The 15005-nt window shown below is 33.1% G+C and carries 16 protein-coding genes and 1 pseudogene; 2 read left to right on the top strand and 15 right to left on the bottom strand.

The features are described from left to right. Positions 1-91: 91 nt before the first annotated feature. From JNUCC23_RS22750 to JNUCC23_RS22705, 10 genes are all read right to left on the bottom strand, one after another. Complete coding sequence (locus JNUCC23_RS22750) at positions 92-463, bottom strand: hypothetical protein (RefSeq protein WP_062187420.1); 372 nt, start codon at positions 461-463, stop codon at positions 92-94. Between the two features lie 306 nt (positions 464-769). After that, the gene (locus JNUCC23_RS22745) at positions 770-1240 is read right to left on the bottom strand and encodes a peptide-methionine (S)-S-oxide reductase (RefSeq protein WP_454216262.1); all 471 of its coding nucleotides are present in this window, start codon (positions 1238-1240) and stop codon (positions 770-772) included. A 517-nt stretch (positions 1241-1757) separates the two neighbouring features. After that, positions 1758-2009, bottom strand: a complete 252-nt coding sequence (locus tag JNUCC23_RS22740) for a hypothetical protein (RefSeq protein WP_454216260.1) — start codon at positions 2007-2009, stop codon at positions 1758-1760. 110 nt (positions 2010-2119) lie between these two features. Continuing rightward, positions 2120-2659 carry a DUF2812 domain-containing protein gene (locus tag JNUCC23_RS22735; protein WP_454216258.1) on the bottom strand — a complete coding sequence of 180 codons (540 nt, stop codon included), beginning with the start codon at positions 2657-2659 and terminating at the stop codon, positions 2120-2122. After that, positions 2656-2997, bottom strand: a complete 342-nt coding sequence (locus JNUCC23_RS22730; RefSeq protein ID WP_062187430.1) for a PadR family transcriptional regulator — start codon at positions 2995-2997, stop codon at positions 2656-2658. The genes JNUCC23_RS22735 and JNUCC23_RS22730 overlap by 4 nt, the downstream gene beginning before the upstream one ends. A 1418-nt stretch (positions 2998-4415) precedes the next feature. Continuing rightward, positions 4416-4919: a CDI toxin immunity protein gene (locus JNUCC23_RS22725; protein ID WP_454216255.1), complete on the bottom strand. Its 504-nt coding sequence runs from the start codon at positions 4917-4919 to the stop codon at positions 4416-4418. A gap of 359 nt (positions 4920-5278) precedes the next feature. Then, entirely contained in the window at positions 5279-5719 is a 441-nt protein-coding gene (locus JNUCC23_RS22720; protein ID WP_454216253.1) for a flavoprotein, read from the bottom strand. Positions 5720-6248: 529 nt separating this feature from the next. Continuing rightward, complete coding sequence (locus JNUCC23_RS22715) at positions 6249-6566, bottom strand: diguanylate cyclase (RefSeq protein WP_454216251.1); 318 nt, start codon at positions 6564-6566, stop codon at positions 6249-6251. After that, the gene (locus JNUCC23_RS22710) at positions 6484-6843 is read right to left on the bottom strand and encodes a GGDEF domain-containing protein (protein WP_454216249.1); all 360 of its coding nucleotides are present in this window, start codon (positions 6841-6843) and stop codon (positions 6484-6486) included. The genes JNUCC23_RS22715 and JNUCC23_RS22710 overlap by 83 nt, the downstream gene beginning before the upstream one ends. A gap of 85 nt (positions 6844-6928) precedes the next feature. Then, a complete protein-coding gene (locus JNUCC23_RS22705; protein WP_454216247.1) occupies positions 6929-9025 on the bottom strand; it encodes an EAL domain-containing protein in 2097 nt (698 codons plus the stop codon). A gap of 1400 nt (positions 9026-10425) precedes the next feature. Here JNUCC23_RS22705 and JNUCC23_RS22700 point away from each other — a divergent pair. Next, entirely contained in the window at positions 10426-10671 is a 246-nt protein-coding gene (locus JNUCC23_RS22700; RefSeq protein WP_454216245.1) for a hypothetical protein, read from the top strand. Between the two features lie 310 nt (positions 10672-10981). On the opposite strand, the gene modB is transcribed toward JNUCC23_RS22700, so the two are convergent. The 4 genes from modB to JNUCC23_RS22680 form a co-directional block, all read right to left on the bottom strand. Continuing rightward, on the bottom strand, positions 10982-11662 hold the full coding sequence (modB, locus tag JNUCC23_RS22695; protein ID WP_454216243.1) for a molybdate ABC transporter permease subunit: 681 nt from the start codon (positions 11660-11662) through the stop codon (positions 10982-10984). Next, entirely contained in the window at positions 11643-12464 is an 822-nt protein-coding gene (gene modA, locus JNUCC23_RS22690) for a molybdate ABC transporter substrate-binding protein (protein ID WP_454216241.1), read from the bottom strand. The genes modB and modA overlap by 20 nt, the downstream gene beginning before the upstream one ends. Before the next feature lie 169 nt (positions 12465-12633). Next, positions 12634-12810: a TOBE domain-containing protein gene (locus tag JNUCC23_RS22685; RefSeq protein ID WP_403077699.1), complete on the bottom strand. Its 177-nt coding sequence runs from the start codon at positions 12808-12810 to the stop codon at positions 12634-12636. Positions 12811-13264: 454 nt separating this feature from the next. Next, positions 13265-13537: an HU family DNA-binding protein gene (locus JNUCC23_RS22680; RefSeq protein ID WP_062187468.1), complete on the bottom strand. Its 273-nt coding sequence runs from the start codon at positions 13535-13537 to the stop codon at positions 13265-13267. 594 nt (positions 13538-14131) lie between these two features. On the opposite strand from JNUCC23_RS22680, the gene JNUCC23_RS22675 reads away from it, so the two are divergent. After that, positions 14132-14287 carry a YjcZ family sporulation protein gene (locus JNUCC23_RS22675; protein ID WP_403077576.1) on the top strand — a complete coding sequence of 52 codons (156 nt, stop codon included), beginning with the start codon at positions 14132-14134 and terminating at the stop codon, positions 14285-14287. Between the two features lie 217 nt (positions 14288-14504). Here JNUCC23_RS22675 and JNUCC23_RS22670 read toward each other — a convergent pair. Then, positions 14505-14813: pseudogene (locus tag JNUCC23_RS22670) on the bottom strand (helix-turn-helix domain-containing protein); the annotation flags it as partial. Positions 14814-15005 lie beyond the last annotated feature (192 nt).

Below are 15005 nucleotides of genomic sequence, written 5' to 3'. Positions count from 1 at the left end.
TAGATAGATTCATACATTCGAAAAAGGCCGTCATTTGGCAGCCTTTTTATGGCGTTAACGCACCCGTTAGCTTAATAAGAAATTGAACTTACTAAGTAAGATGTTCTTTAAAAATCTGTTTAAAATACGGCTTAAAATCAATTTCAATCATTTGTTGAGAATCCTCATTATCAATTGTTAGTAGCACACTTGCCCGTTCTTTCTTATCTGCTGTAATTTCAAGTTTTTCAACTCGTTTCAGGTCTAAAAGTGATAACAATCTATTTGAACTATGCATAGATACTTGTATTTTAACTTCACCATACGAGGGACAAAGCTTAATAACAAAGTCTTCCTGTCCATTAGAGAATCGATAAGTTGCTTCATTATAATAAAATGGCAAGTCTTTTGTAGTTGTATCTAATAACATTGGTTTCGATTCGAATAACGAAAGAAAGTCGTTTTCTTCTGGAAATATTGGCATCTTCACATCCCCTTTTTATCCCTATTTTAACATTCCTTATTGAACTAAACTGCCCAGTTAACTTAATAAGCTAGATTAAAAAACTCCTCTTATTCTATTTCAAAAAGAGTTTACATAATCATCCTTATTGGTATTGAAAAAGGATCTTCGGTTGGAAGATCCTTTTAGCTAATTGTTAAATTAAAGCGCCCGATTGTTGAAGATCGTTAAACAAATATAACCCCCGTTACTTGAATAAGGATTGAACTTTTAAAGCAACTTCTTTTGGTTAAATATCAATAGATGATAATCTTTCAATATTCTACATTACTTATATCTACTTAATATTTCTTCTGGAATATGACAATAATCGTTTGGACATCTAGCTAACCTATCTTGATGTTCTTCTGCACTTCTCACATAGTTTGTAAGAGGTAATACTTCAACAACTATAAGGTCATAATCATTTCTCTCATCAAGAAATGCTTTCGCTTCTTTTAAGTGTTCTTGCTTTTCACTATATACTCCTGTTCTGTATTTCTTACCAACATCTTGTCCTTGTTTATTCAAACTGTACGGATCAATTATTTCGAAAAAATACCCCATTAATTCCCTTAAAGTTACCACCGCTGGATCAAATCCTGTTTTTACACATTCGGCGTAACCATCATAATCACCCTCAAGAGTGTGACTTTTTCCATTAGCTCTTCCCGCTTCTGTAAACTTAACTCCAGGTAAAGTTTTTACAAAAGCTTGTACTCCCCATAAACATCCACCTGCAAAATATACTATTTCCATATTGTTCTCCCCCTTATGCAGCAAATTAGCCCAACAATCCCAGAATGGAGTCCAGTTCTTATTCAAGTATCGCGCCCTTTAATGGAGTAACTAAATTTGACCTCAGTCTTAAAATTAATTAATTCTTATTCAACTAATGCTACCCGTTAGTTGAACAAGAATTAATGGCGGCCGATAAAACAACCATATCTTGAACCAACGTATAGTGAGTAAAACTACTTCAGCTAGGTAGTATATGTTTAGGATGGTGTGCTTTCATCATTAGCATATTCCCCATTAATAAACAAGGAAGTGAATAGATGAATCAGAGTAACGAACGCAATAACTTTGATGGAAATGTAGAAGAAAGTGGCAACAATCAAGCTGGTAGTAATGCTAATCAAGGTGCGAGTGACTTTGGGTGAAGCAGCAGTAGCAGGCACTTTACAAAAATGTATTTGTGTTAATCTCACCAAAAAAGGACCGTCAAAAAGACAGTCTTTTTTTTCACTAAAGCACCTCGTTAGTTTAAAATGCTTCATTTATAATGGGGAATATTATTGATTATCCATTCCTTTTCTATGTCAAAAAGGAAATCCCACTTTTTAGATTTTATCCAATCAAATAACTCATTAATTTCCTCATTGTCTTCTTCAAAACGAATAAAAAACCCATGTGCTAATATTAGGTCATCACTTTCGACATTCCTTTTTCTTTTTAACATAGTCTTTATACGTTCGATAACAGGTTTAATGGCAGTTTCATTTCCATGTCTATTGATACCTAACAAAGCATAGCCTTTAACTGCAACAGAACGGTCTTGTAAAGCCTCTAAAAAAGTCGGAAGTAAAGAATCATCCCCTATTTCATTTAGTGCCCATAAAATTGATATAGAGACATTTATTCCTTTCGTAATTTCAATAATTTAAGTTGATAAGAAAGGTATGGCAGGCCCGGAAATATAAGAATAATAAGAGAAATCATCCCCAGTCCTTGAAAAAGGTTCTCGATACTTTCAGGTACCCATCCCAAATTACTAAAGACGCTAAGCAACCAAAATACAACAGTGGAAATGAAGAATGGAAGAGCAGCCTTCCCCATCTGCTTCTTTTCTCGTTCATATTTTTCAAAAGTAGTTAGTCTGTCTGTATAGATTGGCTTGGTTCCTGTAGGGGCACTAAATATATGAATTTCATTTCCTACAGAACACACATGTGACCATCCAGCAGCTTCAAAGAAGGCTAAATACTCAACATCTGCTTCCTTTTGATAATCCAGTGAATACTCAATGTCCTTACGTTCTCCTTTTCTTAGCTTGTATCCTAGCCCTGCAAATTTTTCTAAAAGCCATCCCTCTTTTGCATATTCGGCAAGCTTTTTCATCTCTTTCTCTTCAAAAAAAGCTAAACCACCACTAGGAATATATTTAACTTTTTTCATGTTAACTGCTCCCCTCTTCTTTTAAATACTTCTTCTGCATGTAATACCATTTCCCGTCTTCGCTTTACTTCTTTTTTCAAAAGTTCAATGCCCTTTTCTGTTGCAATATAGGTTTTTCTTTTCGGATCATAATCATCAAACAGTTGAATTAATTCGGCAGCTAACAGTTTCTTGATTGTTGTATACATAGAAGCAGGCCCAATTGAAAATCGCTGATCGGTCATTTCTTCAATCGTTTGCATAATGAGATAACCATGCTTCGCATCGACTAAAGACAATAGAATATAGTAAGCTGTGTCCGTCAGTTCACCCATTTCTAATGAGACATTTCTCCCCATTGTATTCCCCCCTTATATCATTAAACGATATATCATTAAATATAATATATCGTTTAATGATATATAAGTCAATTAGAAATCTATTAATTCTTTCTTCCTTCACTAAAGCCTCTCTTAGTTGGCGTAGCGTCAGGAAAATGCAGATTTACAGCGTTAAGGAAATTTCAATATTAAAAAGCCTAATTTCTCAATTTAATGTGAAGAAATTAGGCTTTTTTCATTGCTCCATTAAATGGCCCGTTTGCTGAATAAGGTTTCTAAGGAACACATGAATGCTCTATACAAATCTAGTTAACATAAAATTCCTTATGGTATTGAAAAAGGATCTTCGGTTGGAAGATCCTTTTAACGACTTTATTTCAAGAACTTTCTTTTCACTTAATAATATAATTAGTTATTAGCACTAAAGTTATAGTCCCAATAATCAAAGCAACAATGTGAATTAAAATCTTGTATCTCAGCTTAGTTTTTAATAAGAAATATAACTTAAAAGTGAAATAAATTAATATCATATCAATAGGTGCCTTAATTAATGAAATAATAAGTTTATTATTAATGTGGAAGTTTTCATAAATAAACTCCTTAAAAGAATAATTATTTACCATTCCAAGAATAGATAAAACGACTTGATAAACAAAAAACTTAAAGAGGTTCACACAATTCAACTCCCCTCAACTACCCTGCTCCGTTACTTTAAGTGCAAAATTTCACAATCTCTTCTAAACTCTAACATACATATCCAATTTTTTTAAAGTGTTATTCAATTAAATAGCCGTTTGCTGAATAAAGGTTCTATATGGAACACATGAATGTTTTATACAGATCTAGTTAACATAAGGTCAATTTTCGGAACTTCCGAAACATAAAACCCCTTGGTACTCAAGGGGTTCCGACTAGATCAACGCACTGTTGAATTAAAGCATCTGTTAGTGAAAGAAATACCTTAGAGAAAAATTACAATAAATAGTAATCCTATACCTATAAGAAATCCACCAATCAACTCATAATTGTCCAACAAGAAGAAGAATTTACTTTTATTGTTAAAATCGAATGATACAATCCTTTTTCTTAACCAAAATCCAAAAATGATAGTAAAAAGGAGCCCAAAAAGAAGTAACAGTGGAGTATCTTTTATATATGTTTCACTTCCCATTATTCACACCTACCAGTAATCACTAAAGATTAATAATTAATTTTATTAATCTTTCTTTTTATAAAAGTATACTGCTTCTTTAGTTGAATAGGGGGTTTTTCTGAATGTATGATTTTGTGTATTTTCGTACATTGACTGTGATTTAGCCACGAGAATTGACCTTATAGGCAATAAAAAAAGATCTTTCAATAGAAGGATTCTTTTATACTTTCTTATTCCACTTAAACACTCAGTTAGTTAAAATTCATCAACCTTTTGACCTCACTTATATCCACCCAATATTAACAGAATCATCATGGAAAAATTCAATTACAAATCTTTGGGTTGGGCAGTATATATATAAATCTATTCCTAACCAAATGATATCATCAATTTTACTTAACATCTGTGTAGTTAATGAAGTTTTTACACATGGATAATCATCATATCCCCAAAAGGCATATATAGGAGTTGTAGTATCAAATCCTTTAGAATGTAACATCAAAGGTATATTTTTAATATCTTGTATATTTAATTCCAGTTTATTAACATTACCTTTATCCCAATCAATTCTGTTCCAAAAGGCAATTGGAAAAGTTCCAGAGAAATTTTCAACAATTAAATCACTTTTATTTGTATCCAAAATTTCAATTTCCAACAAATTATCGAATACCTCTTCGAACAAGTCTTTTACTTCTTTCTCTTTTTTCATTTTTTGCTGAAATATTTCTTTTTGTTTTCGTGCAGTTAATAATTCACTTAATCTCTTCTGTCTTTCTTCTTTGTTCATCCTAATGCCACCTCCTTCCTATACCATTTTTTATTCAACTAAAAGGAGTGCTTATATACGGTATCAATTAAAAACCTTTCAAGACAAATCATACCCAATGAGGATCCAAGTCAAGTCCTTATACGCTTATCTTTGCATACATGTAAACAATGATAAAGGGTGCAGCATATCAGTACTGCTTCTTTAGTTGAATAGGGAGTTTCTCCGAATGTATGATTTTAAATATTTTCGTACTTTGAAAAGACCACCAATTTGGTGGTCACGTTGTTGAATTAAAGCACTCCGTTAGTGGAAAAGGTGTACCCATCGCAGGACGCCTCATGATTAGTCGTAAGCTATTATATATTTACTTAAAGTGGCTAATCTTTCTGTAATAATGTGCCATTTTGTTTATTGAATATTTTATAATGTATTCCAAATTCAGAACCTTCATAATAGGTAACTTCGCAATATGCCGTTTTTAATGAACCTTTATCCCAATTATTAGGAGTAACACTAAAAAATATATTTTCTGAAAACAGAATATCTAAATAAGAATCTTTTGTGGTGTCCCAATATTCAACTGAACACGCACCCTTTACTGTGTCGTGATCTCCCTTTATAATCTTAGGCATTACCGTTAGGGCATCCCAAAACACGGTGAGAGATAAAAGGGCAATTAATATGAATCCAAGCTGGATTCCATAGTATTTAATAAGCGATAAAGGTTTCTTTTTTTGAGTCTTTCTCATATACAAAATACCTGCTATACATAAAATAAAGCCTAAACTCGTTAATGAAAATGCACCTAGTAGTTCCATAATTTTACCTTCACCTGCTCTGTCTATCGTGTTAATTCATTATACATCAATTTTAGTAGTGCTTTAACTTCCTGCAATAGTTGAATAACACCCTGTTTACTATCAGTTGTTATTCAACTAACCTGCCCCGTTAGCTTAATAAGCTAGATTAAAAAACTCCTCTTATTTTATTAAGAGGAGTTTACATAATCACCCTTATAGGAAATGAAAAAGGATCTTCCAGTAAGACTTGATGACAAGGTTCTTGTCGTAGACCGCAAAGGAAATATGAAGAAAAATAAAACAACATTATGGTAAAGGTCTTTGGTAAGTCTTTTGGTGATACTTTTTGGTAAAGTTCAAAGCTATCTATACCAATGGCCATATATTTTAATAGTACCATTACAAAAACTTGTGGTTTTTGGTAACATACATTGAAATTTGCCCTTAAATCTCTCCAAAACAACTCATTACTTTGCGGTTTATGGTAGCTACCCTGTCACTAAGCCTTATAGAAAGAATCAAATACTCTTCTAACTAACAATTACCTCTATAAAAGTTTTTGCATTTTATGTTTTATTTTATATTCATACATACTATTATCCGCCTTAGCCACTAATTCTTTTAAACTAGTAGCATCTGTAGGATATGTCGCTTTACCTACTGAAACAGATAAAGTGCCTATGCTTTTATGCTTCCAATCCTCGTTTTTGATCTTACTATTAAAATCATTTATTTCGTCGATTATTACATTCACATCAGAAACGAATACAAGAACAAGAAATTCATCTCCACCCCATCTGGCAATAATAGACCTTTGTCCAAAAGAATCGCACAATTTTTTTGGAAATATTTGCCAAAACGACATCTCCGGCGTCATGTCCATAATGATCATTTATTTCTTTAAAATCATTTACATCCACCAGTAAAGTACAGATATTTAATTTTCTTCTATTCGCACACCTGGATAAATTAGGGAATTTATCCGTTACATAACGCCTGTTATATAAGCCTGTTAGAGAGTCCCTCGTTGATAAATAGACATATTTATCATATTGTTCACCAAGGTACCACGCTATAACTAATACGATTATTGCTGGTATGGGAACAGGATGAGGAACTTGACCAAAGTGTTTTTTCACCATCTCTCTAATGAACAAAAGTATGGCAGAAATAAATAGTATACTTATAATCCTGCCTCTATAACCCGTTTTTTACCAACTATTAGTTTCACCTTTGTTCCCCTACTTTTTCAAATTTAGGCAGAATCTTATTTATTTCACTACTTGGTAAAGGACGGCTAAAATAGTAGCCCTGTCCCTCAGAACAATTTAGTTTCGAAAGAAAGTATAATTGCTCCTGATTTTCAATGCCTTCAGCAATAACACTGACACTTAAATGGGAAGCCATATCGATGATCGCTTTAACCATAACCCCATTATCAGTTTGTATATCATTAATAAAGGAACGGTCAATTTTTAGGCTATCGATAGGAAAGTGCCTTAAGTAAGCTAAAGAGGAATAACCAGTTCCAAAATCATCTATAGAGAGTCTTACCCCAAGAGACTTTAATTCCTTTAGAATTGGAATAGTAAAAGTAGGGTCTTGCATTAAGCTTTCAGTAATCTCCAATTCTAAATAACACGGTTGTAATTGTGTCTCATTTAAAATTCGTTTGACCATTTCAATCAAATCCTCCCTAAACAAGTAAGGAGATATATTAACCCCTATTCTTATTGGAAGTGTTCCATTTTCCTGCCATTTCTTATTTTGTTTACACGCTGTTTCAAGAACCCATTTAGTTATGGGAGTAATTAAACCAGTTTCTTCTGCCAACGGGATAAATTCAGACGGAGATATGTTTCCTGTAACTGGATGCTTCCAACGAATTAAAGCCTCTACTCCAATAATCTTATTGGAAGATAAATCTATCTGTGGCTGATAGTGAAGGATAAAATCCTTTTCTTCTACGGCTTGTCTTAATGCTCGTTCCAAATTCATTGTTTTGTTCATATCTTCATACATTTTTGATGAATAAAATTGAATAGAATTCATGCCTTTTTTTTTCGCAACATACATGGCACTATCTGCCTTTTTTACAAGGGTTTCAATATCTACCCCATCACTTGGAAAAAGGCTGATTCCAACACTTGCACTAAGATATAAACTTTCGTCATTAATATGAAAAGAAGGTGAAAGTAAATGATTAATTTCATTTGCCAGTTCGTTAACATCGTTAATTGTACAATTCTTTAATGCAATAATAAATTCATCACCTCCGAATCGATATAACTCGGCTTTTTCATGTAGGTAAGTAAATATTCTATTTGATACTTCTCTAAGAACCTGATCGCCTACGCTATGACCCAGCGTATCATTAATAAATTTAAACCGGTTTAAATCTAAAAAAAGTAGTGCCATTTGATTATTTTTATTTTCATTTATCCATTGGTTCAAATTATCCTTCAAATAACGTCGGTTACGAAGCCCAGTTAATTCATCATGATAAGAGTTATACAGAATCTGCTCTTCCATTTTCATCTGTTCTGTAATATCCTGCCGAATTGAAATGTATTGATAAGGTATGCCTTTGTTATCTACAAAGGGTATAATCGTTGTTTTTACCCAATAATTAGAACCATCTTTAGCTTTGTTTTTAATATTACCCATCCAAACCCTTCCATCTTGAATGGTCTTCCACATACTTTTCATAAATGATTTAGGATGGTATCCTGAATTAACAATTCGATGGTTGTTTCCAATTAATTCGTTTTTACTATACTTTGAGATTTCACAAAATTTATTATTAACATAAGTGATGATTCCCCTATGATCTGTTATTGCCACAATCGATGATTCATCTAACGCAAACTTAAAATCTTCTAACTCTTTTATTTTTATTTCAAGATCTGTTTCATTCTTTTTTTCATTTGTAATATCTCGCCCTAAAATCAATAATTCATTTCGACTACCATCTACATTAAAAAAAGGGACTTTTATAATATCAAAGATCCTCATTTCATCCTCTATATTATAAACACTCTCTTCAAATTTGGTAATCTTACCGTTTAACCAAGTCTCTTCATCAGATATCCTACAATTTTCAAAAAAAACTTGAAAATTAGGATATAGCCTGGCTAAGTCATTATCTTTTTTCCCTAAAAAATATAAATAATCTAACTGTAACAAGTTTTTATTGCTAGAATTTGAATTCATTCGAATCCATTTACCTTCACCATCTTTTAAACAAACAAAATCAACTATTTCTTCCATTATTTCCATAAGTAAAAACTTTTCTATATTTAGTTCTTGAACTAAATTCACCATTCTCCATTCATTCCCTTTTATACAAGAAGATATATGTATTAAATTTATTATAGAAAAAGTAAAATAAACTACTATTAATTTTTGATCCAAATCACAAACATTTTTATAAGTATATTATACTACCCCAAGATAGTTTAACAGGATTTTTTTCATGTTAAACCGTTCAAAATTATTGGTGGGGATAACGTTGTTTAGCAAAATTAAATCAGATTCAAGTATTCTCCAACCTCCCTTATCGCCATATCTGTAGGAGTTAGGTAAACTTTCACAATCTCAGCAGAGTAGAACCTATTGATACACAATTAATTTATATATAAATTAGGCTTAATTATGTCTCATAAGACTTGTACCAAAATCTAATCGTTGTAAATCTGCACTTTCCTGACGCTACCCCCTATATGCCCCTTTTATTACAAGTTTGCTTTAGCAAATCCACCAACTGAAGTTGGTTCGCAAAACATAGATTTTAATCTATGTTTAATTACGCCATGTTTATTGATCAGGGATAAACTACGCTAATCATGGCATGTTGGATGTGTCCGATATATTAATTATGGCGGAATAAAACAATAAGTCAGCAAGGTCTTTCCCCCCTTTAAGAGCCGTTTATAGCACCCGAGGTATTAACACCGCTTAAACCTTACTCAAAGAAAAGGATAAAACGCCTTAGAAGGCCTAATAAACAGCATGTACGACGGGTTTTAAAAAACACACTTCAAAATTCATAAACAAAATCCCTATTTTTTCGAATGCCCCCCTTTTGGAACCCTTCGAAACTAAAAATCCTACAAATAGGGGTAGAGTCAAGAAATTACGGATTTACAAAGCTAAGAAAGTTTACTCCTATAAAAAGGTCGATTCCTTGAGCATGGAATTCGACCTTTTTTTATTTACAATCACTCCACACACATTGTTTCACTTTCTTGAATATACTTGCTTTAACGAAGGAGTGAGACAATTGTATGGACTTAAATGATAATTATATTATTCTTCTTCTCAGAGAAATCTCAAATTTATTATTTAGTGGCAATCTAACGGAAACTTTGATTTTTTCAGCCCTGATAAGGACTGTAACTAACGAGAGAATGGCAAGTTATTTTTTCATTTTATTAATAATTATCTTACGAATCATAAATTCGAGTGAGAATCTTGTAGCCACAAATGAGTCAACTAACGATACCGAAGCTACCTCTTCTTAGAAAACTTTATAATCTCAATAGAGTAAAGCTTATTGGTACATAATCAAATTAGCATTAAATTAAGACTTCATAATGTCTCAATGGCACGGGCAATAGATGGGAGAGCTTCCTTAAAAGACGGGCAGCTCTCTTTTTCTAGTTAAGTTATGGCCACAACGATTAGCATTAAATCATCATCGTCCACTTTCTCAGAGAATGATTATGAAATATGAGATTCGGCTTTTAACTAGAGAGAAAGTTTCTAATTATATCAATCATCACATGAAGCTAGCAGGAGCAAAAATGCCCATCTTTACAGAAACAGCAGTAGAAGCAATCGCATTACGATCCCAATGGAGGCCCCGGGTTATCAATACCCTAACGATTAACAGTTTATTATTTGGTCTTCAACTAAAGAAAGAACAGATTGAGGAAATCGTCAGATTAGCAATAGAGGATAATGGCTAATCATGAGGCGAGGGATATTAGTATTTGACCATCATCAGCAAGAATGGAGAGTTTGAATATATCAACGTTTAACATATTACATACCAAGCAATCATTATCACCTTTAAAAGTACTACATAATCGAAGTACGTCATCTATCTTTTCAGGTATATTGTTATTATTTATCTTTGAATAATAATCATGATTTTCAATACCCTTTGATGTTTAGATATCTTTATCTAGGAGATTAAATAATGAGTTTATGAACTTGGAAAATTTGATAAATATATAGATTAAAGAGGATCCAGTTTCTCCAGTCTCTTTAATTATATTATTCTTGTTTTACCCGGACAGTCAGCAGTATTAAAAAGGATAGAATGACGATTGAAATCACCCACATCCAAGCCATTTTCATATTACCAGAATCAATCGCTATATAAATAGCTGTAGGAATCGTCTGTGTTTCTCCCGGAATGTTACCAGCAAACATTAAGGTAGCACCAAATTCACCCAATGCCCGTGCAAAGCTTAATATACTTCCAGAAATAAGGGCCTTTGAAGCTAGAGGAATGGAAATAAATAAGAAAATCCTCCATTCATTCGCTCCATCTATCCTAGCTGCCTCTTCAATGTCAAGGTTTACTCCTTGAAATCCTGATTTTGCGGACTGATACATAAGTGGAAATGCTACAACTATTGAAGCAATGACAGCAGCCCACCAAGTGAATATAATGGGCTGCTTAAAAAGCCATTCAATAGCCTGTCCAGCCATACTATTCTTTCCAAAGATGACAATAAGAAAAAATCCAACAACTGTAGGTGGGAGAACCATCGGGAGCATGAGAGTAGTTTCCAAAATGGATTTCCCCTTAAAAGATCTTCTAGCTAAGATTCGTCCTATCAATGTTCCAATCAAAATAACAATAACACCTGATATAGTAGCTATTTTTATCGACAACCAAATTGGACTCAAAAATTCTTGCATAAAATCTTTATTTAATAGTAAATCCATATTCCTCAAATACCTTTAATGCATCGTCGCTTTGTAAATACTCATAAAATTCTTTTGCTGCTCCGTAATGTTTAGAGTCCTTAATGATACCGACAGGATAAATAATAGGAATGTGTGTTGCAGGACCGGCGGTTGCAACAATTTCTACCTTATCTGAAACCAATGCATCTGTTTTGTACACAATTCCAGCTTCAACATTACCGGTCTCCGCATAGGATAATACTTGACGGACATCCTTTGCATAAACTACTTTTGACTCAACATCTTTCCATATATCCATCTTTTCAAGAGACTCTTTTGCATATTTTCCTGCAGGCACTGTTTCAGGAGTTCCGATTGAAATTTTATCTACTTCAGCTTTTACAAGATCTTCGAAACCTTTAATAGATTGATCGTCTTTAGGGACAACTAAAACGAGTTCATTTCCAAGAAGATCCAATCCGTCTTCTTTCGCAATATTTCCTTCCTCAACCAATAAATCAAATTTATCTTCTGCTGCTGAGAAAAATAGATCAACCGGCGCTCCTTGAGAGATTTGTTGCTGCAAAGAACCAGAAGCCCCAAAGTTGAATTTCAACTTTATTTCGGGATGTTCTTCTTGATATGTATGTTGAATAACATCCATTGCATCTTTCAAACTAGCTGCTGCTGAAATGGTTAATTCAACATTTTCCTTAATTTCAGATGCTGTTTGTGTTACCTGCTTGTCTGAAGATTGATCTGCACTCTCTTTATTAGAACACGCTACTGCAAACATAAGTACAAATAAGAGTGTACTGACAAATTTAAACCGCTTTTGCATGTTTCCACCTCTACCCTCTCCACCCTATAGATATGATTTTCTATAACTATTTACATCTTATACCAACTAATTATAAAAATAACTATTTTTTTCAAACTTTTCAGAAAATCCACCTTGATAAATATAAACCTGTGAATTTTTCCTATTATCCATCTAGATGAATACGATTTTATGTTTTGTAATCAAATAAATGCACTTTATTCATATCCACTGCTAGCTTGAGGGCATGTCCTTGTTTAACATCAGATCGTGTATCAAGTCGGGTAGTAAATAGTTGGCCCGCAATTTGTGAGTGTAGAATATTTTCTTCATCCAATAATTCAATTACTTCTATTTTCGTATTGATGATAGAACCTCTAGAAGTGTTAATAAAGACAGATCATCATTAAGAACTTTATTACGAACAGTTAAACTTTTTTTAAAGCAGTCAATCTTTATTTTAAACGGTTAAACTTCATTTTAAATACACATCACTAACCATTAAATTTAATTTCCGTTTAATTAAATTTAATGGTTAGGAAAATTGCTACTCATAAAAAGGGCAGCCAATATTGGTGAAGGTTAACTCATTATATGTAGCCCCCAATACTGCCCGTTCATCACGAGACAGTTCATGATTGAATTATGTATCCCCTCTGCAAGAACCAATTTACAAATAATCAATCTTTTATAAACAATCAAACTTTATTTCACATTCATATCTATTGAAAAAAATAGAAAAAATACTTATGTAAATAGAAAAGACTCTGGAGAGCATCTCATCCCCAGAGCATTTTTACACAATTATAACTATATTTATTTTACTTAACAGCTTCTTTTAATTCCTTACCTGGTTTAAAAGCAGGAACTTTGGAAGCTGCAATTTGTATTTCTTCTCCTGTTTGTGGGTTTCTACCCGTTCGGGCTGCTCGGTCGCGCACTTCAAACGTGCCAAATCCAATCAATTGTAATTTCTCTTCTTTAGCAAGCGTAACAGAAATTGTTTCAATCCATGCATCCACTGCTTTTTTAGCGTCTTCTTTTGTTAGTTCTGCTTGTACCGCTACCGCATTCACTAGATCTGTTTTGTTCATCGTCAAACACCTCGTCTTTTATTCTTCATTAGTATGTAGTAATGACATTAACAACATAACATACGTTCGGTATGTCTGTCACTTGTAAGGCTAGAAAATAGGAAGTTATATTCCAGCCATTATTGCTAAGATTAGCTCTTTACAATTTCCGAGAAGATGACTTATGTCAACCTCACATATATCGCGTACTCACTCTGTTCCTTCTCCTTAGTCTGAGTGTATCTTAGTAGACTATTTTCACGGATTTTTTCGCCCCAATATGCTATCCCTCAAATTCTTTTTAAATTCGTTCATGTTCATTTGTTTTCTTTTCACACATACACCTTTCGGGATTGTCATTGACAGTCCCGTTTTTTTGTTTAAAGAATTATCCTCTAAAAAAAAGGAAAGTATGATTTTGTATAGTTTCGTACTTTAAATTTTCATCTTTACTGCATAGTATTTTCATTGGCTGCTTTGTACGCATCCGAACCTGAAGCACAATGCATAATGATAACTATCATATATTTGTGTCATTTTATAATTTTAAACATACAATAAATTAGCCCATGTAAGTAGTAAGTTCCTCCTTAAAACAAAAGGAGATGTTTGTATATGTCAGGTTGTGTCGATGGCGGTATTGGTTTTGGAGGCGGTTTTGCCTTTATAGTGGTTTTATTTATCCTCTTAATCATCGTTGGCTGTAGTTGTTCCGGTGGATTCGGCGGGGGTGGCTATGGATACGGAGGCGGTTACGGAGGCTTCTGCTAATAAATAAGTAACAAAAAGGACGACCGTCATAGGCCGTCCTTCTTTATTTTAAAGCTGGTTATTAAATTAAAATTGCTGACTATCAAGACCATATTCATGTAATTTTTTCTATTATCTTAGTTCGTCCAGGTAATAAAAAAAGGAGCTGTTTTCGGATCCTGGGATTTAAGTAAAGCATCCGTAATATTATTTACCCCCAACCCGGTTAGGCGGGACTTCATGCATTTTTCTTTTGGTCATTTTTCTCCCTCATGCGCTTTATATCCTCTTTAGGTGGAAAACCAAACATATGGGAATATTCACGACTGAATTGTGATGGACTATCATAACCAACTCGGAATGCAGCATCAGTGGCATCTGTTGACTCGGATAATAACAGACGTCGAGCTTCCTGTAGTCTAAGTTGTTTTTGGAACTGAATCGGGCTCATAGCAGTAATCTCTTTAAAGTGCCTATGAAACGATGAAACACTCATATTCACTGTTTCCGCAAGTTCCTCAATCCGAAAAGATTTCTGATAGTTATTTATGGTTTGTTGGATAACAGCTTTTTCTATAAGTTTGTGAAGGAATGTATTTAAACTAACCTGATCGATAGTACATTCCTTCACAATCTCTATTTTTTAACATAAATATTCAAATTTACTATCAAGTGTCATTCTTGTATATGGCCCGATTGTTGAATAGATTGACTCACATTTTTTAAACGAATTTATTGT

The organism is Peribacillus sp. JNUCC 23 (assembly GCF_053653995.1).
Note: the sequence above shows the minus strand (reverse complement) of the source record. Positions and strands in the feature narration are given on the sequence as shown.

Excerpts from the sequence above, each read along its gene's own strand:
- JNUCC23_RS22750 (WP_062187420.1), bottom strand. The coding sequence starts at position 463 with ATGCCAATATTTCCAGAAGAAAACGACTTTCTTTCGTTATTCGAATCG.
- JNUCC23_RS22745 (WP_454216262.1), bottom strand. The coding sequence starts at position 1,240 with ATGGAAATAGTATATTTTGCAGGTGGATGTTTATGGGGAGTACAAGCT.
- JNUCC23_RS22735 (WP_454216258.1), bottom strand. The coding sequence starts at position 2,659 with ATGAAAAAAGTTAAATATATTCCTAGTGGTGGTTTAGCTTTTTTTGAA.
- JNUCC23_RS22730 (WP_062187430.1), bottom strand. The coding sequence starts at position 2,997 with ATGGGGAGAAATGTCTCATTAGAAATGGGTGAACTGACGGACACAGCT.
- JNUCC23_RS22725 (WP_454216255.1), bottom strand. The coding sequence starts at position 4,919 with ATGAACAAAGAAGAAAGACAGAAGAGATTAAGTGAATTATTAACTGCA.
- JNUCC23_RS22720 (WP_454216253.1), bottom strand. The coding sequence starts at position 5,719 with ATGGAACTACTAGGTGCATTTTCATTAACGAGTTTAGGCTTTATTTTA.
- JNUCC23_RS22715 (WP_454216251.1), bottom strand. The coding sequence starts at position 6,566 with ATGTCGTTTTGGCAAATATTTCCAAAAAAATTGTGCGATTCTTTTGGA.
- JNUCC23_RS22710 (WP_454216249.1), bottom strand. The coding sequence starts at position 6,843 with ATGGTGAAAAAACACTTTGGTCAAGTTCCTCATCCTGTTCCCATACCA.
- JNUCC23_RS22705 (WP_454216247.1), bottom strand. The coding sequence starts at position 9,025 with ATGGTGAATTTAGTTCAAGAACTAAATATAGAAAAGTTTTTACTTATG.
- JNUCC23_RS22700 (WP_454216245.1), top strand. The coding sequence starts at position 10,426 with ATGAAATATGAGATTCGGCTTTTAACTAGAGAGAAAGTTTCTAATTAT.
- modB (WP_454216243.1), bottom strand. The coding sequence starts at position 11,662 with ATGGATTTACTATTAAATAAAGATTTTATGCAAGAATTTTTGAGTCCA.
- modA (WP_454216241.1), bottom strand. The coding sequence starts at position 12,464 with ATGCAAAAGCGGTTTAAATTTGTCAGTACACTCTTATTTGTACTTATG.
- JNUCC23_RS22680 (WP_062187468.1), bottom strand. The coding sequence starts at position 13,537 with ATGAACAAAACAGATCTAGTGAATGCGGTAGCGGTACAAGCAGAACTA.
- JNUCC23_RS22675 (WP_403077576.1), top strand. The coding sequence starts at position 14,132 with ATGTCAGGTTGTGTCGATGGCGGTATTGGTTTTGGAGGCGGTTTTGCC.